General features: G+C 73.0%; 20 protein-coding genes. 13 read left to right on the forward strand and 7 right to left on the reverse strand.

Translation table 11 applies throughout. The features are described 5' to 3' along the window. Nucleotides 1-21: 21 nt before the first annotated feature. Nucleotides 22-987: a pirin family protein gene (locus tag KO717_RS04380; protein ID WP_252310434.1), complete on the reverse strand. Its 966-nt coding sequence runs from the start codon at nt 985-987 to the stop codon at nt 22-24. Nucleotides 988-1,092: 105 nt separating this feature from the next. Between KO717_RS04380 and KO717_RS04385 the strand changes: the two genes are divergently transcribed. From KO717_RS04385 to KO717_RS04420, 8 genes are all read left to right on the forward strand, one after another. Further along, nucleotides 1,093-1,443, forward strand: a complete 351-nt coding sequence (locus KO717_RS04385; protein ID WP_301364531.1) for a tetratricopeptide repeat protein — start codon at nt 1,093-1,095, stop codon at nt 1,441-1,443. A gap of 61 nt (nt 1,444-1,504) precedes the next feature. Next, nucleotides 1,505-2,707: a methyltransferase gene (locus KO717_RS04390; protein WP_301364532.1), complete on the forward strand. Its 1,203-nt coding sequence runs from the start codon at nt 1,505-1,507 to the stop codon at nt 2,705-2,707. Nucleotides 2,708-2,735: 28 nt separating this feature from the next. Next, nucleotides 2,736-3,578, forward strand: a complete 843-nt coding sequence (locus tag KO717_RS04395) for a MerR family transcriptional regulator (protein WP_301364533.1) — start codon at nt 2,736-2,738, stop codon at nt 3,576-3,578. Between the two features lie 107 nt (nt 3,579-3,685). Next, the gene (locus KO717_RS04400; protein WP_301364534.1) at nt 3,686-4,318 is read left to right on the forward strand and encodes a DUF6230 family protein; all 633 of its coding nucleotides are present in this window, start codon (nt 3,686-3,688) and stop codon (nt 4,316-4,318) included. Beyond that, nucleotides 4,309-4,773: a DUF6114 domain-containing protein gene (locus KO717_RS04405; RefSeq protein WP_301364535.1), complete on the forward strand. Its 465-nt coding sequence runs from the start codon at nt 4,309-4,311 to the stop codon at nt 4,771-4,773. Before KO717_RS04400 ends, KO717_RS04405 begins: the two co-directional genes overlap by 10 nt. Further along, complete coding sequence (locus KO717_RS04410; RefSeq protein WP_301364536.1) at nt 4,770-5,420, forward strand: hypothetical protein; 651 nt, start codon at nt 4,770-4,772, stop codon at nt 5,418-5,420. The genes KO717_RS04405 and KO717_RS04410 overlap by 4 nt, the downstream gene beginning before the upstream one ends. Before the next feature lie 162 nt (nt 5,421-5,582). Beyond that, entirely contained in the window at nt 5,583-5,858 is a 276-nt protein-coding gene (locus tag KO717_RS04415) for a hypothetical protein (RefSeq protein WP_301364537.1), read from the forward strand. 387 nt (nt 5,859-6,245) lie between these two features. Continuing rightward, entirely contained in the window at nt 6,246-6,569 is a 324-nt protein-coding gene (locus KO717_RS04420; protein WP_301364538.1) for a DUF2087 domain-containing protein, read from the forward strand. Here the strand turns inward: KO717_RS04420 and KO717_RS04425 are convergent. The 4 genes from KO717_RS04425 to KO717_RS04440 form a co-directional block, all read right to left on the reverse strand. Then, nucleotides 6,542-7,318 (reverse strand): metallophosphoesterase, encoded by a 777-nt coding sequence (locus KO717_RS04425; protein WP_301364539.1) that lies wholly within the window; start codon nt 7,316-7,318, stop codon nt 6,542-6,544. The two genes, KO717_RS04420 and KO717_RS04425, sit on opposite strands and share 28 nt — an antisense overlap. A gap of 90 nt (nt 7,319-7,408) precedes the next feature. Continuing rightward, a complete protein-coding gene (locus KO717_RS04430) occupies nt 7,409-9,169 on the reverse strand; it encodes a hypothetical protein (RefSeq protein ID WP_301364540.1) in 1,761 nt (586 codons plus the stop codon). A 43-nt stretch (nt 9,170-9,212) separates the two neighbouring features. Continuing rightward, nucleotides 9,213-9,752 (reverse strand): hypothetical protein, encoded by a 540-nt coding sequence (locus tag KO717_RS04435; protein ID WP_301364541.1) that lies wholly within the window; start codon nt 9,750-9,752, stop codon nt 9,213-9,215. A 220-nt stretch (nt 9,753-9,972) separates the two neighbouring features. After that, nucleotides 9,973-11,400: a dihydrolipoyl dehydrogenase family protein gene (locus KO717_RS04440; protein WP_437184625.1), complete on the reverse strand. Its 1,428-nt coding sequence runs from the start codon at nt 11,398-11,400 to the stop codon at nt 9,973-9,975. Between the two features lie 559 nt (nt 11,401-11,959). On the opposite strand from KO717_RS04440, the gene KO717_RS04445 reads away from it, so the two are divergent. From KO717_RS04445 to KO717_RS04455, 3 genes are read left to right on the forward strand one after another with little or no spacing between them, the layout of a single operon-like run. Then, complete coding sequence (locus tag KO717_RS04445) at nt 11,960-12,547, forward strand: (2Fe-2S)-binding protein (RefSeq protein WP_301374365.1); 588 nt, start codon at nt 11,960-11,962, stop codon at nt 12,545-12,547. Further along, nucleotides 12,544-13,560, forward strand: a complete 1,017-nt coding sequence (locus tag KO717_RS04450; protein WP_301364543.1) for an FAD binding domain-containing protein — start codon at nt 12,544-12,546, stop codon at nt 13,558-13,560. Before KO717_RS04445 ends, KO717_RS04450 begins: the two co-directional genes overlap by 4 nt. 42 nt (nt 13,561-13,602) lie before the next feature. Then, on the forward strand, nt 13,603-15,708 hold the full coding sequence (locus tag KO717_RS04455; protein ID WP_301364544.1) for a xanthine dehydrogenase family protein molybdopterin-binding subunit: 2,106 nt from the start codon (nt 13,603-13,605) through the stop codon (nt 15,706-15,708). 23 nt (nt 15,709-15,731) lie between these two features. Here KO717_RS04455 and KO717_RS04460 read toward each other — a convergent pair whose 3' ends face one another. After that, the gene (locus tag KO717_RS04460) at nt 15,732-16,124 is read right to left on the reverse strand and encodes a hypothetical protein (protein WP_301364545.1); all 393 of its coding nucleotides are present in this window, start codon (nt 16,122-16,124) and stop codon (nt 15,732-15,734) included. A 57-nt stretch (nt 16,125-16,181) separates the two neighbouring features. Beyond that, a complete protein-coding gene (locus KO717_RS04465) occupies nt 16,182-16,769 on the reverse strand; it encodes a TetR/AcrR family transcriptional regulator (RefSeq protein ID WP_301364546.1) in 588 nt (195 codons plus the stop codon). A 226-nt stretch (nt 16,770-16,995) separates the two neighbouring features. Between KO717_RS04465 and KO717_RS04470 the strand changes: the two genes are divergently transcribed. After that, nucleotides 16,996-17,409, forward strand: a complete 414-nt coding sequence (locus tag KO717_RS04470) for a CU044_2847 family protein (RefSeq protein ID WP_301364547.1) — start codon at nt 16,996-16,998, stop codon at nt 17,407-17,409. Further along, a complete protein-coding gene (locus tag KO717_RS04475; RefSeq protein ID WP_301364548.1) occupies nt 17,406-21,707 on the forward strand; it encodes an nSTAND1 domain-containing NTPase in 4,302 nt (1,433 codons plus the stop codon). Before KO717_RS04470 ends, KO717_RS04475 begins: the two co-directional genes overlap by 4 nt. Nucleotide 21,708: the final 1 nt, after the last annotated feature.

Consider the following 21,708-nt stretch of genomic DNA (forward strand, 5'->3'; position numbering starts at 1 on the left):
TCGCGCGCACAAACCAGCAGGTCAACGCACCCTTCCTCGCGCCTTCAGGTGGGTTGGGGGAAGCTCTGGGGCCGGAATCGGAGGGCCGTCGTAGCCCTTCACCTCACCGAATCGCGACCCGTTCATCCAGTCTTCTCGGGCCTGCGCGATATCATCGTGTGACCGTCCGATCCAGTTCCAGAACATCACGATCTCCTCCTCGAACGGCTCGCCGCCCAGGAGCATCAGGCTCGCGTCCGAGGTCGCCCGCAGGGGGAGTTCGGTGCGGCCGCAGCCGAGGTAGAGCATCGAGCCCGGGAGGACCGGGACGCCGTCGACGTGGGCCTCGCCCGACATCGACAGGACCGCGTACTCGAAGTCCGGGTCCAGCGGGAGCCGGGTCTCGGTGCCCGACGCGAGGGTCAGGTCCGCTCCCACGATCGGGCTGTACGCCGTGCCCGGCGAGGTGGCCGTGTCCAGGGTGCCCAGGATGACCGTCGCCGTCAGGCCCGGGGCCGTCACCCGCGGGAGGTCGGCGTGGTGCTGGAAGTGCGGTTCCACGTTGCGGTGGGCGTCCGGCAGGGCCACCCACAGCTGGGCGCCGTGCAGGAAGCGGGCGTGCGGGCGCGGGCTCTCCTCCGAGTGGCTGATGCCGCGGCCGGAGGTCATCAGGCCCAGCTCCCGGGGCCGGATCGTCTCCAGGCTGCCGACGCTGTCGCGGTGCAGCACCTCGCCCTCGTGCAGCCAGCTCACCGTCTGCAGCCCGGAGTGCGGGTGCGGCGCGACCTGCATGCCGGGCTCGTCGGCGATGTCGTCCGGGCCGTAGTGGTCCACGAAGCACCAGGCGCCCACCATGCGGCGGCCCAGGTTGGGCAGGAGTCGGCGGACCTCGGTGGACTCTCCGAGCTTGACCGTGCGCGGGCTGAGGAGCTCGCGCACCGGTTCGGCCACGACGAAGCCGCGGCCGCCGCAGGCGGAGAGAGCGGGCTGGCGATCGAGATTGCTCATGTGGACAACCTAGCCCCGAGGCGGTACCGGCGGAGGGCGGAATGTTCCACCGCCAAGGCGTGTTGGAGGGGTCGGACAGATCACCTGAACGGCGGAAGGGACGCGATGAACGCGCCGACGACGTACTTCGAGCACGGGACGGCAGCCGAGCGCTGGGCGCGCGCCCAGCTCTTCTTCGACGCGAAGGAGTACGCGACGGCCGCCCGCATCCTGGAGGCGCTGGCGGTCGAGGCCCCCGAGCAGCTGGCGCCCCGGCTGCTGCTGGCCCGCGCCTACTACCACTCCGCCCAGCTCTCCCGGGCCGAGGGCGAGCTCCGGGCCATCCTGGAACGCTGGCCGGTGGAGGACTACGCACAGCTGATGCTCGGTCGCACCCTGGAGCGTCTCGGCCGGGCCGCCGAGGCCCGTCCGCACCTGCGGATGGCTGCCGCCATGGCGGGAGAGTTCCCCGAGTAGGGCGCCGCCCGGCCCCGCACATGCGGGGTCGGGCCTCCGGCTCGGATAGCCTGGGGCCCATATGAACCGCCTCACCACACCCTTCGGCTCCTACGAGCTCACCCGTTTCCCCGAGGACCCGCGCGACCGGCTCCGCGCCTGGGACGCCGCCGACGAGTACCTGCTGCGCCACCTCGACTCCGGTACGGGGGAACGCGGCCCGGTGGACCTGGCCGCCGCCGGCCGGATCGTCGTGCTCGGGGACCGCTGGGGGACGCTGACGACGGCGCTCGCCGCGTACCACCCGACGCAGATCACCGACTCCGCGCTCACCCGTGCCGCCACCGCCGCGAACCTGGACCGGGCCGGCATCGGGACGTCCAAGTCGACGGTGACCCTGCTGACCACCCAGGACCCGCCGCCCGAGCGGATCGACGTCCTGCTGGTGCGCGTGCCCAAGAGCCTGGCGCTGCTGGAGGACCAGCTGTACCGGCTGGCCCCGCACGTGCACGCGGGCACCGTCGTCGTCGGCACCGGCATGGTCAAGGAGATCCACACCTCCACGCTGCGGCTCTTCGAGAAGATCCTCGGCCCGACGAAGACCTCGCTCGCGGAGAAGAAGGCACGGCTGATCTTCTGCACGCCGGGCACCCCCGGGGCGACCCGCCCCACGTCCGCCGGGCCCTGGCCGCTGACGTACACGGTGGACGAGGACGCCGGGTCGGCCTCCGGCCTGTCCGTCGTGAACCACGCCGGGATCTTCTGCGCCGACCGGCTCGACGTCGGCACCCGCTTCTTCCTGCAGAACCTGCCGACCAACACCGACGGTGCCCGGGTCGTGGACCTGGGCTGCGGCAACGGCGTCGTCGGCACGGCCGTCCAGGCCCATGACCCGGACGCCGAGGTCGTGTTCACCGACGAGTCCTACCAGGCGGTCGCCTCGGCGCGGGCGACCTACCGGGCGAACATCCGCGAGGGCCGGCGCACCGCCGAGTTCCACGTCGGCGACGGGGTCGCGATGGTCTCCCCCGCCTCCGTGGACCTGGTGCTGAGCAACCCGCCCTTCCACTCCCACCAGGCCACGACGGACGCGACGGCGCTGCGGATGTTCGCGCAGTCGCGCAAGGTGCTGCGCCCGGGCGGCGAGCTGTGGATCGTCGCCAACCGGCACATGGGCTACCACACCCATCTGCGCCGGCTGTTCGGCAACAGCGAAGTCGTCGCGAGCGAGCCGAAGTTCGTGGTCCTGCGGGCGGTCAAGCAGGATCGCCCGCGGCCCATGTGACCTGCCGGTAGCTCCTACACTCTGGCGCGTGAGCAGCCAGGTGGAGGACGGAAGCGGTGGCGGGCGCTACCGCCGCGAGGACGTGGCCCGGGCGGCCGGCGTCAAGGTGCGCAACCTGCGCTACTACCAGGAGCGCGGGCTGCTGCCGCCACCGCGCCGGGAGGGCCGGATCGCCTGGTACTCCGACGATCACCTGACCCGGCTGCGGCTGATCAGCGATCTGCTGGGGCGCGGCTACACGGTCAACGGCATCGCCGAGCTGCTGCACGCGTGGGAGCAGGGTGGCGGACTGTCCCAACTGCTTGGCCTGGAACGGGAGATGACCCGGGACTGGGTCCAGGAGGAGCCGGTGACGCTCTCCCGCGGCGAACTGCGGGAGCTGTTCGGTCCGACGGCGACCGCCGCGGACACCCGGCGCGCGGCGGAGCTCGGCTACGTGACGATCGACGGGGACCTGGTCACGTACCCGAACCGCCGGCTGCTGGAGTCGACGCTGGCGCTGGTGCGGCAGGGGGTGCCGCTCGCCGAGATCCTGGATGCCGGGGAATTCGTACAGGCACAGGCGGCGGCGGTCGCGGACCGGTTCGTGGGGCTGTTCCGGCGGTACGTGATCGACGCGGCGGGCACGCACGGCTCAGCGGGCATGGACGGCGCGGCGGGCACGGACGACTCGGCGGGCTCGCCTGGCGCGGACGGCCCCGCGGGCACGGAGGGTCTGGAGCGACTTTCGGCCACGCAGCTGCAGCACATCACGGCGGCGGTGGCGGCTCTGCGACCGGTGGCCGGTGAGGTGGTGGCCACGGAGTTCGCGCGGGCGATGGCCCGGCGGGTGGACACGGAGGTCGCCGAACTGCTGCGTACGGAGCAGTAGGAGTCGGCTCAAAGGGTGCACTCGCACAACCTTGCCAACCCCCATTGGCACTCTTACATTCAACTCGTCGGTAACAACGGTGCACAGCCGATATAAGGGACGTTCTCATGACCGGTTCCCCCTATTTATCCGACCCTTCCGACGATGACTCCGGCCGTGTCCGCTGGCGCCGGTTCGCCGTCCTGACCATCCCCGCCGTGGCCGTGACCGCCGGCCTCGGCATCGCCCTCGCGCAGGGCGTGCTGGCCGCCTCGTTCGCCGTGTCGGGACAGCAGTTCAAGGTGTCGGCGAGCAGCCTGGAGGGCGAGGGCTTCGCCCAGTACGGCAGCGTGGACGTCAATGCGCGCCAGGAGCTCATCCCGGTGGCCGTCACCGCCATCCGGGAGGCCAAGCTCCACAGCCTCTGCCAGTCCGTGGTCACCTCGCTCCCGGTGATCGGGGACATCTCGCTCAACCTCACCGCCGGGGACAAGTCCCCGGTCGAGGCGAGCAACCTCTTCGTCGACGCCACCCAGCTCTCGGGCGACGCCGTCTTCAGCAACATCGAGATCGGGCGCGACGCCTCCACCCTCGACAAGGGTCCGGCCGAGGCCCAGGGGATGCAGGACCTCTTCGCCCAGCAGGCCGACACGGTCAGCATCACCGGTCTCCAGCAGACGGCGTGGGCGACGAACGCCGGCACCTTCAAGCTTTCCGGGCTCAGCATGGACGTCAGCAAGGGCAAGAAGGAATGCTTCTGAACCTGTTGCGGCGCTGGCGGCGGTGGCGGCGCAGCAGACCTTTCTGGGGCGGGCTGTTCGCGGTCCTGGCCGGGGCGTGGATCTGCGTCCTGCCGCTGGCACCACTGAAGATCATGCTCCAGCAGGGGGTGGCGGGGATCCCGTCCGTCCTGATGGGCATCGTGATGATCGTGCTCGGGCTCACCGCCTGGTTCTCTCCCGCTCAGCGTTCTCTCGCGGGTGTCCTCACCACCCTGATCGCTACCGCCGCTCTGGTCCTGTCGAACCTCGGCGGGTTCCTGATCGGCACCCTGCTCGGCATCCTCGGCGGCGGCCTGATGTTCGCCTGGCAGCCGCACGCCGCCCGGCGCACCGGCAAAGCCGGGGAAGCCGCGGATGCCGGGAACGCGGAGTCCGCCGTCGCCGCGCCCTCTCCCCCCACCCCGCACCACGATCCCCAAGGAGCACAGCCATGAGCCGTACGCGCACCGCGCTCGCCCTCGGGACCGCCGTCGCCGGAGCCATCGCGCTCGCCTCGGTCACCGCCTCCGCCGCCCCCTTACCGCTGGCCGGGTCGACCACCGTCACCCCGGCCGGGCACGCGTTCAAGGCCACCCTCAGCGGGAAGGCCACCCTCAAGGCCGGTTCGGTCACCGTGACCTGTACGGTCTCCGTCGCCACCGGCAGCGTGCCGGGGGCCCCCGGCAACAGCAACCCGGCCGGGCCGGTGTCCTCGCCGATCTCGGCCCCCACGTACAGCTCGTGCACCTCGAGCATGTGGGGAGTGACGCCCACGATCACCACCAGCGGCGCCTGGTCGGTGTCGATGCAGGACGGCGCCCCGATCACCGCCACCATGGGTCTGCCGGTCGGCGGTCTGGTGGTCCAGACGAGCGGGCTCGCCTCCTGTACGGTCACCGCCGCCCCCACCGCCCCGGCGAACGTCGGCGGCACCTGGGTCAACGGTGCTCCGTCGACGCTGACCTTCACGAACGTCTCCGTACCGGTCACGGTCACCGGCGGGTTCGGCTGCCCGACGAGCGCGACCACCTCGACCTTCAACGCGGTCTACAAGGTGACCGACACCACCGACCCGGCGCAGCAGATCACCGTCGGTCCCTGACCCGCTGCGCCCCCGTTCGAACCCGCCCGGTCCCCGAGGAATCCGGGACCGGGCGGGTCGGCGACCGGCCGCATCCAGGAGCATGCCTGCTTCTCCGAACTGGGCCTCCTGACCCGGCGGCTGGAAGCCGACTGCTTCGGACGTCTCGGTAGAGTCTGGGCAATGACAGGAAACCGGGGCCGCTGGCCAAAGATCGGTCAGGACAGTGGCATCGAGGACGTGACGCTCCTCATCCTGGAATGGCTGGGTGAGCAGGGCGTGAACGCCATGATCAGGGTGGACGCCGAGAGGGTGGCCGACAACGCGCCGGCCTGGACGTTCGCCGCCAGTGGGGGTCCCCTGGAGCATGGCATGCGTGCCGATGGGAGGACTGTGCAGCAATGCATGTCCACAGCCCTGTCTCAGCTGCGCGAGGCCGGGCTGCCGGTTCCGTTTTGATCTCCGTCTTCGCTCGCCCATGGCTGCGATCATGAAGTTGGTCTCGGCGACCACCATGTGGCCCGGTTCCATCCTCGCCATCCGCGCTTCCAACCGGGCGACCAGTGCCGCATCAGGCAACGTCAGCCGCCGTTCTTGGTCGAGGCCGACTGTCGGGTGGTGACCTCGGAAGTCGCCGAGGCGGTAGCAGCCGTTTCCGCGGGGCTGGGGTCGGGCGACGTCGGATCTGGCGACGCTCTTCCGTAGGCGGTTGTCGTCGGCGCGGCGTACTGGCGGAACCACCTCAGTGAGATGAGTGACCGTCACTTCTTGTCGGCGGCCGGGCCGAACGCCCCCGAGCGGAAAATGCGTTGCCGTCACGGGCTCGGACGGACGAAGCTCGCCGACATGTCCCAGAGCACCGAACACCAGCCCACGCAGTCCGCCGCCGCCCCGCACCCGCGCCCGGCACGACGGGACGTCTCCGACCTCTTCTCCGGTGGCCGCCTCACCGTGATCCCGCGCAAGGTCGCCCGGCGCGAGCAGTTGCTCGACCACCTCGCGCAGACCCTCTTCACCGCGGACCGGGAGTACACGGAGCCCGAGGTGAACGATGCGCTGCGGACCGTGCACGAGGACTGCTCGGCGCTGCGGCGCTATCTGATCACCTCGGGCAAGCTCACGCGGACCCGTGACGGACGTACCTACCGGCGGGCAATGACCACCCGGTAGTGCGTCGTCAGCCGGCCGTCGTCGCCGATCACGTGGAAGGCGACGGCCGGCGGCTCGTCGAGGTGCACGTGCTCGGAGGACCCGGTCGGCGCCTCCCAGGGCAGCCGGAGCGTGGAGACCACCCCGGGCGCGACGAGCACCGGCCGGCCCGCGAAGGTGGTGGCCGCGGCGGTGTGCGCGTGCCCGCACAGGAAAGCGGTCAGGTGCGGGTGCCGCTCGGCGAGGGTGGCGAGCCGCTCCTCCCCGAACTGGCGGATCTCGTCCACGTACGGCGTGTTGAGCGGTACCGGCGGGTGGTGGAAGGCGACCAGGACCGGGATCTTCTGCGGGGTGTCGGTCAGTACGCCGTCCAGCCAGGCCAGGGTGGACTCCTCCAGGAAGCCGTGGTGCTCGCCGGGAACGGACGAGTCGCACACGGCGAGGACGAAGCCCTCGCCACGCAGCACCTGGTCGACGGGCCCGCCGGCGAGGGACTCCCCCGGGGACCCCTCCCCCAGCAGGCCGCGCCGGAAGGCGGCGCGCTCGTCGTGGTTGCCGGGACAGACCACCAGGGGGTGACGCGAGCGCAGGAGCTTGGCGGCCTCCTCGTACTCGGCGTCCTCGGCGTGGTCGGCTATGTCCCCGCTCACGAGTACGGCGTCCAGGTCGTACGGAAGGGCGTCGAGGTACTCCATGACGGCGCGGGTGCGGTCGGCCGCGCGCCGGTCACCGTCGAGATGGACGTCGCTGAGGTGGGCGATCACGATCACGTGCGGTGTCTCCTTCGTCTCTGGTCAAGAGAGGGTGGGCACCCATTCAACACGCCGAACCACCGCCCGCCCGCTGCGGGTTGCCGGCCCTCAGCCGGTGCTGCGCGGCCGTGCGCGGCGCGTCAGCACCCACCCGGCGGCCGTGAGCACGACGGCGCTCGCGGTGAGGGAGGCCACGGCCACTCCGGTGGAGGCGAGTGCGCCGCCGGCGCCGGGAGCGGTGTGATCGCCGCCGCCGACCGTGGCACCGGCCGAACCGCCGCCGACACTCCCGGGGGTGCCGGACCTGCCGGATGTCCCGGACGTGCCGTCGGAGCCGCCCGCGCCACCGGAGCCGCCGTCGGAACCACCTGTCGCACTCCCGGCCCAGCCGGTGGAGCCGGTCGAACCGGTCCCGCCGGTGCCCCCGGTCGTGGCGGATCCGCCGTCGCCCTTGCCTCCCGCCGCGGGGTCCGCGATGGTGACGGTGAGGGTCGCGGCAGCGGTACGGCCCACGCCGACGTCGTTGCCGAACTCCGCCCGGTAGCGGCGGCCGCTGTCGGAGAGCGCCGCGGTGAACGTGTACGTCGGCGAGGTGGCGCCCGCCACGGCCTGCCAGGTCCGGCCCGCGTCCGTGCTGACCTGCCAGGCGACGGTGGGCTTCGGGGTTCCCTCGGCCTCGGCCGTGAGCGAGACCCGCGAGCCGGCTGCGACCGCCTGGTCCGCCGGGTTCCCGGTGACCTTCGGGGACGTCGCCCGCTCCAGCCGGGTGATCCGGCCGTGGACCGGGTCCGATACGAAGACGGCCGCGCCGCCGGGCGCGACGGCGACGGCCGCGCTGCCCAACTGCACGTGCATTCCGGGGAGTACGACCGGCTTCGCGACCTCCTGGAGGTCGCGGGTGCGGTGGACGGTCAGCTTTCCGTCGTCGTCGCTGCCCGGCTGCGAGGTGTCCCCCGCGTCCTGCCACACGACGAAGGCCTCGTGCGTGGTGGCGTCGAAACCCGCCGCGCGGGGCATGTCGGTGCCCGCGCCCCGGAGGGTGCCCAGCCGCTTGCCCGCCGCGTCGTGGACGACGACGGAGGTGTCCAGCCCGACCCACACCGCGCCGGTCTCGGGATCCACCTCCGTGAACCCGCCGAATCCCTCGCCGTCCGGAAGTTCGACGGTCGCGGCGACCTGGAAGGTGGCCGCGTCGATCCGGTACATCCGGCGGTTGCCGATGTCCGTGAACCACACCGTGCCGCGCGCCGCGTCGACCGCGAACGTGTCCCCGCCCTCCAGCGTGACGGAGCGCTTCACGGCGGCGGTCGCGGTGTCGACCTCCGACAGTACGGGGCCCTGCGCGACCAGCACCGTCGAGGGGGTGAGCCCGGCGGTGGCGTGGGTGACGGCCGCACCCGGCACCCACGCGCCCGCCGCGGCTGCGTCGCCGTCCTTCGCGCTGCCGATGCCGCGCAGCGGATAGAAGAACACCGCCCCGTCACCGGGCAGCGGCGCGAGCAGCTGCCGCACCGCCCGCCGGCCGAGCGTGCCGGTGGGCCCGGGCGCCTGGCCGACGGTGCTGCGCACCCTGCCGTCGGCGGGGTCCAGGGCGTGCAGTCCGCTCTCGTTCACGTCGGCGGTCTCGGGCAGGTCGTCCGAACCGACGTACAGCTTCTTCGAGTCCGGGTGCAGCAGCAGGTCACGGGGTTTGCCCGCCGTGGTGAACTGCGCCACCGACCGGTACGCGACAGTGCCCTGCGGTACGTCGGTCCCCTCACCCCCGGCTGCCGCTACGGGACTTCCGGTGGCTGCCGAGGCCAGTACGAGCGCGAGCGCGGCGGATGCGGCGCCCGCGCGACCGGGAGTGAGGGGGTGTCGGGGTGTCATGGCTTCCTCGTCGACGGGTCGGGGAATCGGTCCCGGAGCGGGATCAGTTGAAGGTCACCGGGACGTGGACGTCGTACTTGCGGTTCGAGGAGTTGAAGTGGTCGGCGCGCGTGACGACGGCGCACTCGACCGTCTCGCCGCAGATCTGGCCGCCGCCGAGGTCGGCCTTGACGTGGATGGTGACGCTGAAGGTGCCGCCCGTACCGAACCTGGAGGTGTTGGCCAGGGTCCCGCCGAAGATGTCGTTGACCCAGTGCGAGGCCCCGGTGGTGCCCGACTGGTCCGAACCGCCCAGGCAGGGGGTGGGCTTGCTCGCGCCCGGTGCGCCGCTGACGGCGCAGAGGCTCACGTATACGCCCTTGGCGGTGTTGTATCCGCTGCCGGTGACCGTGACGTTCTGGCCGGCCGCGGCGGCGGAGGAGGGCGCGGTGAGGCTGAGGTTGAAGGTGGTGGCGCCGTCGGTGACCGTACGCGTCGAGGTGGCGGCCGAGGCGGAGCCGGCCGCGCCGACGGCGAGCGCGACGGCGGCGGAGGCGGCGACGGCCGCACGGGCGGCGGTACGGGGCAGGGAGGCAGCACGCATCACTGGAGCACCTTTCAGGCACAGGAGTCGAGAAATTGAGGTAAGGCTAACCTAATATCGATCAAGGTTGCACGTCTGCTTCACGCCATCTCCCGCGCCGTGACGGCCGGTCAACTCCGTTCCCGCGCACGCCGGTCCGGGGCCGGGACGCAGCGAGGGCAACGGAACGGCCCGGCTGCGCCGTGCGGCGCGGCCGGGCCGTGTCCAGGACTCCGTGACCTCACCCCCGGTAGGTCTCCAGAAGCCGCAGCCAGACCTCGCTGATGGTCGGGAACGACGGCACCGCATGCCACAGGCGCTGGACCGGGACCTCCCCCGCGACCGCGATGGTGGCCGCGTGGATCATCTCCGCGGCGCCGGGGCCGACGAAGGTCACCCCGAGGAGGACCTCACGGTCGAGGTCGACGATCATCCGGGCCCGGCCCTTGTAGCCGTCGGCGTACAGACCGGCGCCGGAGACCTTGGACATGTCGTAGTCGACCGCGCGCACCCGGTGCCCGGCCCGTTCGGCCTCGGCCAGGGTCAGGCCCACGGCGGCCGCCTCCGGATCGGTGAAGACCGCCTGCGGGAGGGCGCGGATGTCGGCGGTCGGCGTGTGCGCACCCCAGGGCGCGGTGTCGAGCGGGGTGCCGGCCGCGCGGGCGGCGATCACGGCACCCGCGATCCGCCCCTGGTACTTGCCCTGGTGGGTGAGGAGCACACGGTGGTTGACGTCCCCGACGGCGTACAGCCAGTCGTGCCCGGGCACCCGGCAGGTGTCGTCCACGTCGATCCACCGGCCGGCGGGCAGGCCGACGGTGTCCAGCCCGATGTCCTCGGTCCGCGGCGCGCGGCCCGTCGCCATCAGCAGCTCGTCGCCCTCCACCGTCTCGCCGCCTTCCAGGACCACGCTGACGGGGCCGGTCGAGCCGTCCCGCACCACCGCCTCCACCGACACCCCGATGCGGACCTCGGCCCCGGCCTCGCGCAGCGCGTCGGCGACCAGTTCCCCCGCGAAGGGCTCCATCCGCGGCAGCAGCCCGGAGCCGCGTGCGAGGACGGTGACCTGCGAGCCGAGGGCCTGCCAGGCGGTGGCCATCTCGACGGCCACCACCGAGCCGCCCACGATCAGCAGCCGGCCGGGGGCCTCCTGCGCGGAGGTCGCCTCACGGCTGGTCCAGGGGCGGGCCCCGGCGATCCCGGGGAGGTCCGGGATCACGGCCCGGGTGCCGGTGGCGACGACCACCGCGTGCCGGGCCGACAGGATGTGGTGCTCGCCCTCGGGGCTGGTGACGGCGACCTTGCGGACCCCGTAGAGCCGGCCGTGGCCCCGGTACACGTGGGCGCCGATCGAGTCGATCCAGTCGATCTGGCCCTGGTCCTTCCAGTCGCCGGTCCAGTAGTTGCGGTGCGCGAGCACCGCCGCCGTGTCCAGGGGACCCTGGACGGCACCGGCCAGGCCGGGCACCCGGCGGGCGTCGGCCCGGGCCAGCGCCGGGCGCAGCAGCGCCTTGCTCGGGACACAGGCCCAGTACGAGCACTCGCCGCCCACCAGTTCGCTCTCGACGAGCGCCGTGCTCAGCCCGGCGGCGCGGGTCCGGTCGACGATGTTCTCACCGGCCGGCCCCCCGCCGAGGACCACTACGTCGTACTCCACCGCTTCCGACACAGACACCTTCCAAGGGCTCCAGAGGGTCCACCAGGACCCATGGGAATCCCGGTCAGGGGCTAACATCCCGTCACTCTACGTGTGGCCTGCGAGACATGCCTGAGATGACGGGCGGCCTCGGCGTGGTGACGCGGCCGCCCCTGGGGCCCGTGCCCGCGTGCGGCCACGGGCCCCAACTGCCGGGCGTACGGCGGCTGCATCGCCGCTGCGGGTACGAGCGCGCCCGCGGGGACGAGCGCGCGCGGGGGGACGAGCGCGCGCGTGGGGACGTACGAGCCGCCGGGGCAGGTCCGGCAGTCTGCCCCACTGTCCGCGGGGCCGGCCCGGGAACTCCGGCGGACCGGTCACCCGCCGGCCCCGCACGTTCCCGCGCCACGCCCGGTTCCACCGTGTGCCCGGCGCACCGTCCTCGGCCGTCCGAGGCCGGGAGGCATCGACCGGCGCCCCACCGCCACGCACCCGCTTGTCCCACACGGGAGGTGTGAGATCCGCCCCGGCCGGTTATCCGAGTGGAGGTCTGTCGGCATTCCCGAACAAAGGGGCACCAGTGGCGCATCCAATGCAGGAGACCCGCTCGCGCGTCGGGCTGCATGTGAACGGCCGGCGCCACGAGCTCGACGTGGACCACCGGGTCACCCTCCTGGACCTGCTGCGGGAGCACCTCGGCCTGACCGGCGCCAAGAAGGGCTGCGACCACGGCCAGTGCGGCGCCTGCACCGTCCTGGTCGGCGGCCGGCGCGCCAACAGCTGCCTGCTGCTCGCCGTCGCCCACGACGGCACCCGGGTCACCACGGTGGAGGGACTGGGCGGCGACGGAGCAGACGGCCTGCACCCGTTGCAGGAGGCCTTCATGGCACGGGACGCCTTCCAGTGCGGCTACTGCACGCCCGGCCAGCTCTGCTCCGCCGCCGGCCTGCTCGCCGAGGCGGCCGCCGACCCCGGGGCCGCGGACCTCAGCCGCTCCGGGATCGCCGAGGCGATGAGCGGCAACCTGTGCCGCTGCGGCGCTTACCCCCGCATCGTGGACGCCGTACGGGACGCAGCCGCGGCCTCGCAGGCCGCTGCCCCGGACCGGGCCCAGGCCCCGGCTCCGGCCCCGGCTCCGGCCCCGGCTCCGGCCCCCGGTGACGGGCGGGTGGGCGCGTGAAGCCGTTCGCATACGTGCGCGCCACCGGGCTCCCCGAGGCCATCGCCGCCCACGGCGCGCGGCCCGGCTCCCGCTACCTCGGCGGCGGCACCAACCTCGTGGACCTCATGAAGCTCGGGGTCGAAGCCCCCGACACCGTCGTCGACCTCGCCGGCCTGCCGCTCGGCTCCGTCGAGGAGACCGCGGACGGCGGCCTGCGGGTCGGCTCCGGGGTGCGCGGCAGCGACCTCGCGCTCCACCCCCTCGTCCGTACCCGTTACCCCGCCCTGTCCCAGGCGCTCCTGGCCGGTGCCTCGGCCCAGCTGCGCAATGTCGCCACCACCGGCGGCAACCTGCTCCAGCGCACCCGCTGCCCCTACTTCCAGGACGTGGCCAAACCCTGCAACAAGCGGGAGCCCGGAAGCGGCTGCGGCGCCCGCGACGGAGTCCACCGGGACCACGCCGTCCTCGGCCACTCCCCGCAGTGCATCGCCACCCACCCGTCCGACATGGCCGTGGCGCTCGTCGCGCTCGACGCGGCCGTCGAACTCCAGGGCCCCGACGGCGCCCGTACGGTACCCGCGACCGCCTTCCACCGGCTGCCGGGCGACCACCCCGAACGGGACACCGTCGTCGAGCCCGGCGAGATCGTCACGGCGGTCACGCTCCCGGCGGACCGCGCCGGCCTCCCGTCGCGCTACCGCAAGGCCCGCGACCGCGCCTCGTACGCCTTCGCGCTCGCCTCCGTCGCCGCCGTGCTCGACGTCTCCGGGGGTCGCGTCCGCCATGTCGCGCTCGCGTTCGGCGGGCTCGCCCACCGCCCCTGGCGCGCCACCGTCGCCGAGGAACGGCTGCTGGGCGCCGCCCCGACCGAGAGCGCCGTACGGGAGGCCGTCGAGGCCGAGCTCGACCGGGCGGAGCCGCTGCGCGACAACGCCTTCAAGGTCCCCCTCGCCCGCAACCTCGCCTGCGACGTGCTCGGCTCCCTCGCCGCGAGTGCCCTCTCCCCCAGCGCCCCCGGATCCCGCTCCTGAAACGTCCCTCCGCCCCGTCGGCCCCGATCACGAGGATCTGCCATGGACTCCAGCCCCGCCGCCCCGGCGCCCTCCCTCGGCAGCCCTGCCACCCGGCTGGAGGGCCGGGAGAAGGTCACAGGCAGGGCCCGCTACGCGGCCGAGTACGCCCTGCCGGACCGGGCGTACGGATGGCCGGTGCCCGCCACCGTGGCCCGTGGACGCGTCACCGCCGTCGACACCGCCGACGCGCTCGCGCTGCCCGGCGTCCTCGCCGTCCTCACGCCCTACGACGCGCCCCGGCTGGGCCCCGCCGACGACCCCACCCTCCGCGTGCTCCAGGACCCCGGAGTACCCCACCGCGGCTGGTACGTGGCCCTGGCCGTGGCGGAGACCCCGGAGGCCGCCCGGGCCGCGGCCGCGGCCGTCCGCGTCCGCTACGACGCCGAGCCCCACGACGCCGTACTGCACACCGGCCACCCGGCCGCCTACACCCCCGAACAGGTCAACGGCGGCTATCCGGCCCGCCGCGAGAAGGGCGACGCGGCCGCCGCGTTCGCCGCCGCGCCCGTCCGGGTGGACTGCGCGTACGCCGTACCGCCGCTGCACAACCACCCCATGGAGCCGCACGCCGCCACCGCCCACTGGGACGCCGACGCCGGCACCCTCACCGTGTACGACTCCAGCCAGGGGTCCGGACTCGTACGCTCCACACTGGCTGCCCTCTTCGGGCTGCCCGCGGACCGCGTCACCGTGGTCTCCGAGCACGTCGGCGGTGCCTTCGGCTGCAAGGGCACCCCCCGCCCGCACGTCGTCCTCGCCGTGATGGCCGCGCGGCACACCGGCCGCCCCGTCACCCTCGCCCTGCCCCGGCGCCACCTCGCGGCCGTCGTCGGCCACCGCGCGCCGACCCTGCACCGCGTGCGCCTGGGCGCCCGCGAGGACGGCACGCTCACCGCCGTCGCCCACGAGGTCACCACCCACACCTCCCGCGTACGGGAGTTCGTCGAACAGGCCGCCGTCCCCGCCCGCGTCATGTACGCCGCGCCCGCCCTCCTCACCACCCACCGCGTCGTGCCCCTGGACGTGCCCACGCCCTCCTGGATGCGGGCGCCCGGCGAGTCCCCCGGCATGTACGCCCTGGAGTCGGCCATGGACGAGCTGGCCTGCGCCCTCGGCATCGACCCGGTCGAGCTGCGCATCCGCAACGAGCCCGACGCGGAACCCGACAGCGGCCACCCGTTCAGCAGCCGCCATCTGGTGGAATGCCTGCGCGAGGGGGCCGCACGGTTCGACTGGGCCGCGCACCGCACGCCGCGCCGGGACGGCCCACTGCTGATCGGCACCGGGGTCGCCGCCGCCACCTACCCGGTGTACGTCGCCCCCTCCTCGGCGCGGGCGCACGCCCTCCCCGACGGCAGGTACCTCGTGCAGACCAACGCCACCGACCTCGGCACCGGCGCCCGCACCGTCCTGGCGCAGATCGCCGCCGACGCGCTGCGGGTCGCCCTGGACCGGGTGACGGTGGAGATCGGGCACTCCGCGCTGCCGCAGGGCGCGGTGGCCGGCGGATCGGCCGGTACGGCGTCCTGGGGCTGGGCGGTCCACGACGCCTGCACGAGCCTGCTCGCCCTGCTCGCCCGCCGCTCCGGCCCGATTCCGGAGGCCGGAGTGTCCGTCCCCGCCGATACGACGGCTTCCGCCAAGCAGAAGTCCCCGTACGCCAGGCACGCGTTCGGCGCCCACTTCGCGCAGGTGCAGACCGACACCGTGACGGGCGAGGTCCGGGTCCGCAGACTCCTGGGGGTCTTCGCGGCGGGCCGCATCCTGAACCCGCTCACCGCCCGATCCCAGTTCGTCGGCGGCATGGTCATGGGTCTGGGGATGGCCCTCACCGAACACAGCACCATGGACCCGGCTTTCGGGGACTTCACCGAGAACGACCTCGCCTCCTACCACGTCCCCGCCCACGCCGACGTACCCGACATCGAGGCGCACTGGCTGGACGAGCACGACAAGCACCTCAACCCGGCGGGCGGCAAGGGCATCGGCGAGATCGGCATCGTCGGCACGGCGGCGGCCATCGGCAACGCCTTCCACCACGCGACCGGCTGCCGGATCCGCGAACTCCCCCTCACCCCGGACCGCGTGCTGGCGGCCCTCGGCTGAGGAGGCCCGGGCGCCCGGTCGGTTCAGGAAGCCCGGATCGCCCGGTCGATCTCCGCGCCGGTACGGGCCACGACGACGGGCCACTCGTCCCTGAGGGAGGCCGGCAGAAGCTCGCGGTCCTCGTGGCGCCGAATCATGGTCGGCCCGCCCGGGACGACGAGCACGGCGTCCAGCCGTCGGAGTAGGGCGGCGAGGAGGTCCATGATCCCGTCCCCTCCGAATCGGTTGAAGGTGATGCCGGCAGGGCTGTTGAAGTACACCCCCGCCTCCTCTCCCTCCGCCGTACTCACCAGCAGGAAGTCCGCTTCGAGGTCCCGCGCCACCGCGTAGGGCTCGAGAACCTCCCGCGCGGCGGTCATGTCCAGCGTCGCCGGCTCGCCGTTTTCGAACCGGCACACGAAAATGTCACAACTCATGGAGTCCTCTCCTGCATCGCCGAAGCAGGGCCGTCGCCCTCCCACTCGCCGACCGGGTCAGTTGCCGACCGACCGCCAGATGCGGTCGGGCAGTTCACGGGCGGCCTCCTCCAGATCGAGGTCCCCCACGGTGAGCCAGCGCCGGACGACGGCGACGACCGGGCCGAGGGCCAGGGACTCGATCAAGGAGGCGGGGAGCGGGGCGAGTTCGCCCGACTCCTGGTGCGCGTGGATCCAGAGGGTGATCGGTGTGAGGCGGGCCTCCTGGGTGTCCCGGATCTCGCGCGCGCGGGCCATGCCCAGGCGATCCGCGGTCACGGAGTGTACGAGGCGGGCCGCGTCGGGATGGGCCTGTACGAAGTCCAGGTAGGCCAGCACGACGGCCCGGATGCCGGAGCGGGCGTCGGTCTGCTGGAGCAGCGCCGTGCCCAGTTCCTTCAGGAGCTGTTCCAGGGAGCGCAGCGCGAGGGCGGCGACCACCCCGTCCAGGCTGCCGAAGTGGTGGTAGATGCTCCCGGAGCTGACCGAGCTGGTGCTGGTGATGGCTCCGAGGGTGAGACCGGCTTCCCCGGACGAGGCGTAGAGGCGGAGCGCCGCGTCCAGGACCTGTTCGACAGTGGCTTCGCCGCGTTGTTGCTTCGGCATCGGGCAGGCGTCCTCGGTCTCTTCATGGCGGCGGATCACCTCAGATCCTCGTCGGGTTCAGCCTAAAGCACCATTACTAGATTCTTTTCTAGAAAGACTTTCCATTCTGCGAGGGGGAGGCCCACACTGGGCTGCGTCCGGGCGGGGAGGTTCCCGTGGAGCGGAGCCGCCGCGCGCGGCAACGGGAGCGACCGCGGGGGCGGTTCGGATACGAGGAGGGGGAGACATGGTGTTGCACGTGGAGTTACCGATCGATGGGGCGGGCGGGCCACCGGACGTGGTGCGCGTCGAGGTCGTGGAGACCGGCGAGGACGGCCTGGTCCGGGTGGCCCGGCCGGGGCAGGTGATGGCGCGCGCCTCACGGTCGCTGGGGGAGATGGTGACCGGGATCCGGCCGGTAGCGCAGAGTTTCGTCGACGCCTTCCGCGGCATGGCCCAGGCGCCCGACGAGCTCAATCTGGAGTTCGGGCTGTCGCTCTCCGCCGAGGCCGACGTCGTGATCTCCAGTACGGCGGCCGAGGCCAACTTCAAGATCTCGCTGACCTGGACCCGCTCTCCGTCCGACGGCCCGGCGGCCGGCACCGCTGCGGGCCCGGCCGCTGACACCGCCGCCTCCGCCGCGGCGGAGCCCGCACCGTGACGGGGTCACAGGCCTCGGAGGGCGTCGGCCCGAAGGCCCTGAACGCGGCGGTGCTGCGGATCCGCGACCTGCGCGGGGATGCCGTCGGCCTGGGCTTCCTGATCTCCCCCGAGCTCGCGCTGACGTGCGCCCACGTGGTGTCCGCGGCGCTCGGCACGCCGCAGGACGAACACCCCGGGCCCGACGCCCGGATCCGCGTCGACCTTCCCCTGTCGTCCGCCTTCGGCCCGGACGCCGTCGGGGTGACCGCGAGCGTCGAACGCTGGCTGCCGCCACGTGAGCCGGGCGGCGGGGACATGGCGGTCCTCCGGCTGGACGCCCCGCTGCCCGGCGCCCACCCCGTGCGGCTGATCGAGGCCGAGCGGGTGTGGGGTCATCCGGTCCGGGCCTTCGGCTTCCCCGCGGGCCGCCCGGGCGGAGTCTGGCACTCCGGAGTCCTGCGGGAGTCACAGGCCTACGGATGGATACAGGCGGACCTGGCCGACGGAGGCTACCCGGTCTCCCGCGGGTTCAGCGGCACGCCGGTCTGGGACGAGAACCACGTCGGCGTGGTCGGCATGATCGCCGTCGCCGAGTCGGGCCGGCCACCGGTCAGCTACCTGATCCCGACGGCCGGCATCCTTCGGGCCTGGCCCGAACTGCGCCCGCTGGCCCTCCCCCCGTCACCGTTCCGCAGCCTCACGGCGTTCCGGGAGTCCGACGCCCCGCACTTCTACGGCAGGCGGGCCGAGAGCGACGAGCTGGACCTCGCGCTGGCCGGCGAGCAATGGGTGGCCATCGTCGGCGCCTCCGGATCCGGCAAATCCTCCCTGGCGCTGGCCGGGGTCGTCCCCCGGCTGCGGCGGTCGGGAGCGGAAGCGGTCGTCGTACGGCCGACCCACGGCAGCAGTCCCCTGGCCGTCCTCGCGGCCGCGCTGCTGCCGCTGCTGGAGCCCGGGCTGTCCGAGACGGGGCGCCTCGCCCGGATCTCCGAACTGACCGGGGTACTGCGCCGGGGCGGCCTCGCCGACATCGTGGCCCGGGTACTCGATCTGTCCGGCGGCCGTCGGCTCCTCGTCGTGGTCGACCAGTTCGAGGAACTCCTCGCTCTCGCTCCGGAAGCCGTCGACGAACTGGCCGATGTCCTGTTCGACGACGCCCTGCCGCAGCCGGTCCGGGTGCTCACGACGCTACGGGCCGACTTCCTGGAGATGGCGCTGGCGCATCCCCGGCTCGGGACCGTCATCGGCCGGCGCGTCCACGCCCTCGGCCCCCTGGGCCCCGAGCGGCTGCGCGAGGTCGTGACCGCGCCCGTGGACGCCGTCCCGGCGGTGCGCTACGAGACCGGCCTCGTGGACCGCATCCTGCAGGACACCGGCACCGAGCCAGGAGCACTGCCCCTGCTGGGCTTCACCCTCGACCTGCTGTGGCAGAAACAGCGCGGGGGGCTGCTCACCTTTCAGGCCTACCAGGACCTCGGCGGTGTCACCGGGGCGCTGAGCCTGCACGCCGACCAGGTCTGGGCCGAGTACGTCCCCGAAGCGGACGAGCCGGCGGCCCGGCGGCTGTTCACCCAGCTCGTCCGGGTCCCCGTGGGATCACCGGCCGCGACGCGCCGCATCGCCCTGCGCGCCGACCTGGGCGAGGAGCAGTGGCGGATCGCCCAGCGGCTCGCCGCCACCCGGCTCCTGGTGACCGGCCGCAGCGCCGAAGGCGGCGAGAGCGTCGAGCTCACGCACGAGGCCCTGATCAGCGGCTGGGAGAAGCTGGCGCGGTGGGTCGAGAAGGACCGGGCCTTCCTGGTGTGGCGGGAGTCCCTGCGCCACGACATGGACCGCTGGGAGCGGGCCGAGCGCACCTCCGAGCTGCTGCCGACGAAGGTGGCCCTCGCGGGCGCCGACCAGTGGCTGCCCGGGCGCGTCGACGACCTGAGCCCCGGGGAACGCGCCTACCTGGATGCCGGGCGCGCCCACCAGCGCTCCCGGGCCCGCCGGGTGCGCGGCGCCTGGTCCGCGGTCTCCTTCATCGTGGTCGTGGCCGTCCTGCTGGGGTCGCTGTTCGTCGTCACGCGGCAGGAGAGCCGCAGGCGCGACGCGCTCGCCACCTCGCGCGCCCTGACGCAGGCATCGCAGGACGTCGCGGCCACCGACCCCGCCCAGTCGGTGATGCTCGCGCTCGCGGCCTACCGGACCTCGCCGACCCAGGAGGCCCGCAACCAGCTCCTGCGCCAGCACCTGGCGTACTCGGACAAGAGCCGTGTCGTCTCGGGCCTGCTGGGAACGGTACGGGGCCTGCAGACCAGCCTGGACGGCGACGTGGTGCTGGCCACCTCGCAGAACGGAAGGGCGATGCTCTTCACGGGCGTCACCACCGGCAAGGTCCGCAGCGCGCAGGTTCCCTCGGTCGGGCAGGTGAAGTACCCGATGGTCTCGGCCGACGGGAAGCGGGCCGGCTACGTCCAGGAGGACGGGGTCGCCGCGTGGTTCCCAGTACACGCCGACCGGGAGGAGCCGATGGGCGAGCTGCACAAGCTGGCCGCGGCCCCGGGAGCGGCCGTCGGCACGGAGAAGGGGCTGGACCCCTCCATGTCGGCGGACGGGACGCTGATCGTCCACCGGGTGCTGGACCACCTGGTCTGGTGGGACCTGGACAGCGGTGCCATCGCCCGCTCGACGCGCGCGCCCGCGGACCAGAAGAACAGCATCAGCGAAGACCTGTGGATCGGCCCGGACAACCGGACCCTGCTGCTGCGGCGGGGCGGGCTGGCCGACAACAACACGGTCCTGGTCGCCTACGACCCGGCGACCGACGCGACGCGTGTCGTCGCCGGCGAGGCGGCCGAGATCGAGCTCTCCGGGGACCGGACGGCAGCAGTGGTGTGCAGCAAGAAGGGCGACGGCACGTCCCTGAGGCTGGTGCGGGTCTCCGACGGCACCCCGCAGGGCAAGGAGTACGACGAGCAGGACAAGCGGTACAAGTCCGGGATCTGCCTTCCGCAGGCGGTCAGCGCGGACGGCACACGGGTGGCGCTGTGGTTCGACGACACGCTGCGCCTGGTCGACCTGCTCCAGAGCAAGGTGGTCTCCACCGTCCCCTCACCCTCCGCGCACTGGTCGCGGCAGCTGGCGTCGGCCGGCGGCAAGCTCTACTACGTCGGGTACAAGGACTCCCTGATCACCTACACCGCACTGCCCACCGGAGAATCCGTGCTCCAGGTGGGCCAGCAGATCCTCACCCACGACGGCGGCCGCACGATCAGTGTGCTCGCCGACGGATCCGCGCTGCAGGTGCGGCCCACGGCACCGGGCACCAACGACCAGCTCATCGCCGAGGCCCCGCGCCGGACGCCCTACCGGAAACCGGCGAGCACCGACCTCCTGAGGCTGAGCAAGGACGGACGCCTGCTCGCGGACCTGGAGGGACCCAACGTGGTGTCCGTCCTCGATGCCTCCACCCTGCGCCGGCTGGCCACCATCACCGCGGCCGAACCGCCCGCCCCGGCCGCCACCACGCCGCCGCCGCTCCTCTACGACAGCGAGGAACCGGACTTCCAGCACTTCTTCGACGTCGCCGGCAACGTCCTGACCGTCTCCGGGACCCTGGTCCAGCAGTGGGACGCGCGCACGGGACGCGAACTCGCCCACTACGACGCGAAGGCCCTGCTGCCCACCACGGGATCCGCGCCGCCGCATACCGGTATCGGCCCCTACCCGGCCCCGAACAAGGTGACCGTGACCGTCTGGGGCGATCCTTCGGTCCGCATCGTCGACCTCACCACGGGCACCGTCACGGAGACCGTCCGCACCACCGAGGACGTCCTCGCCGTGCAGTTCGACCCCAGCGGCCGCTACTTCGGGCTGATGCGCCGGGGGGCGATCGTCGAGCTGTGGCGGCGCGACCCGCTGCGCAAGGAGATCGGTCCCCTGCGCAGCACCGCCGAAAACTCCACCACCCCGACCGTCACGCAGTTCCTCGACCGTGACGGCCACTTCCTGATCGCCGCCAACAACGCCGTGCGGACGTACGGCATCGAGGAACGCGCCCTCCTGGAGTCGTACGAATTCGGCCGGCCGCCGAGCGAGACCTCCGGCTCCAGCTCCCTCTTCCCGGCCCGTCCGTACGCCTTCATGGACATCTCCAAGAACGCCGGGACGGTGATCTACGCCGACCCCGCGGGTCCCGGCGGTGTCCTGCCGCTCGACCCCCGGGCGTGGCAGCGCGACCTGTGCAAGGCCATCGGCAACCGGGCGTTCACCGCCGAGGAGCGCAGGGGCCTGCCGGTCCGCATCCCGGCGCAGCCACTGTGCGCACCGGAGTAGA

Source organism: Streptomyces xanthophaeus (assembly GCF_030440515.1).
In the GTDB taxonomy this organism is placed as follows: Bacteria; Actinomycetota; Actinomycetes; order Streptomycetales; family Streptomycetaceae; genus Streptomyces; species Streptomyces kutzneri.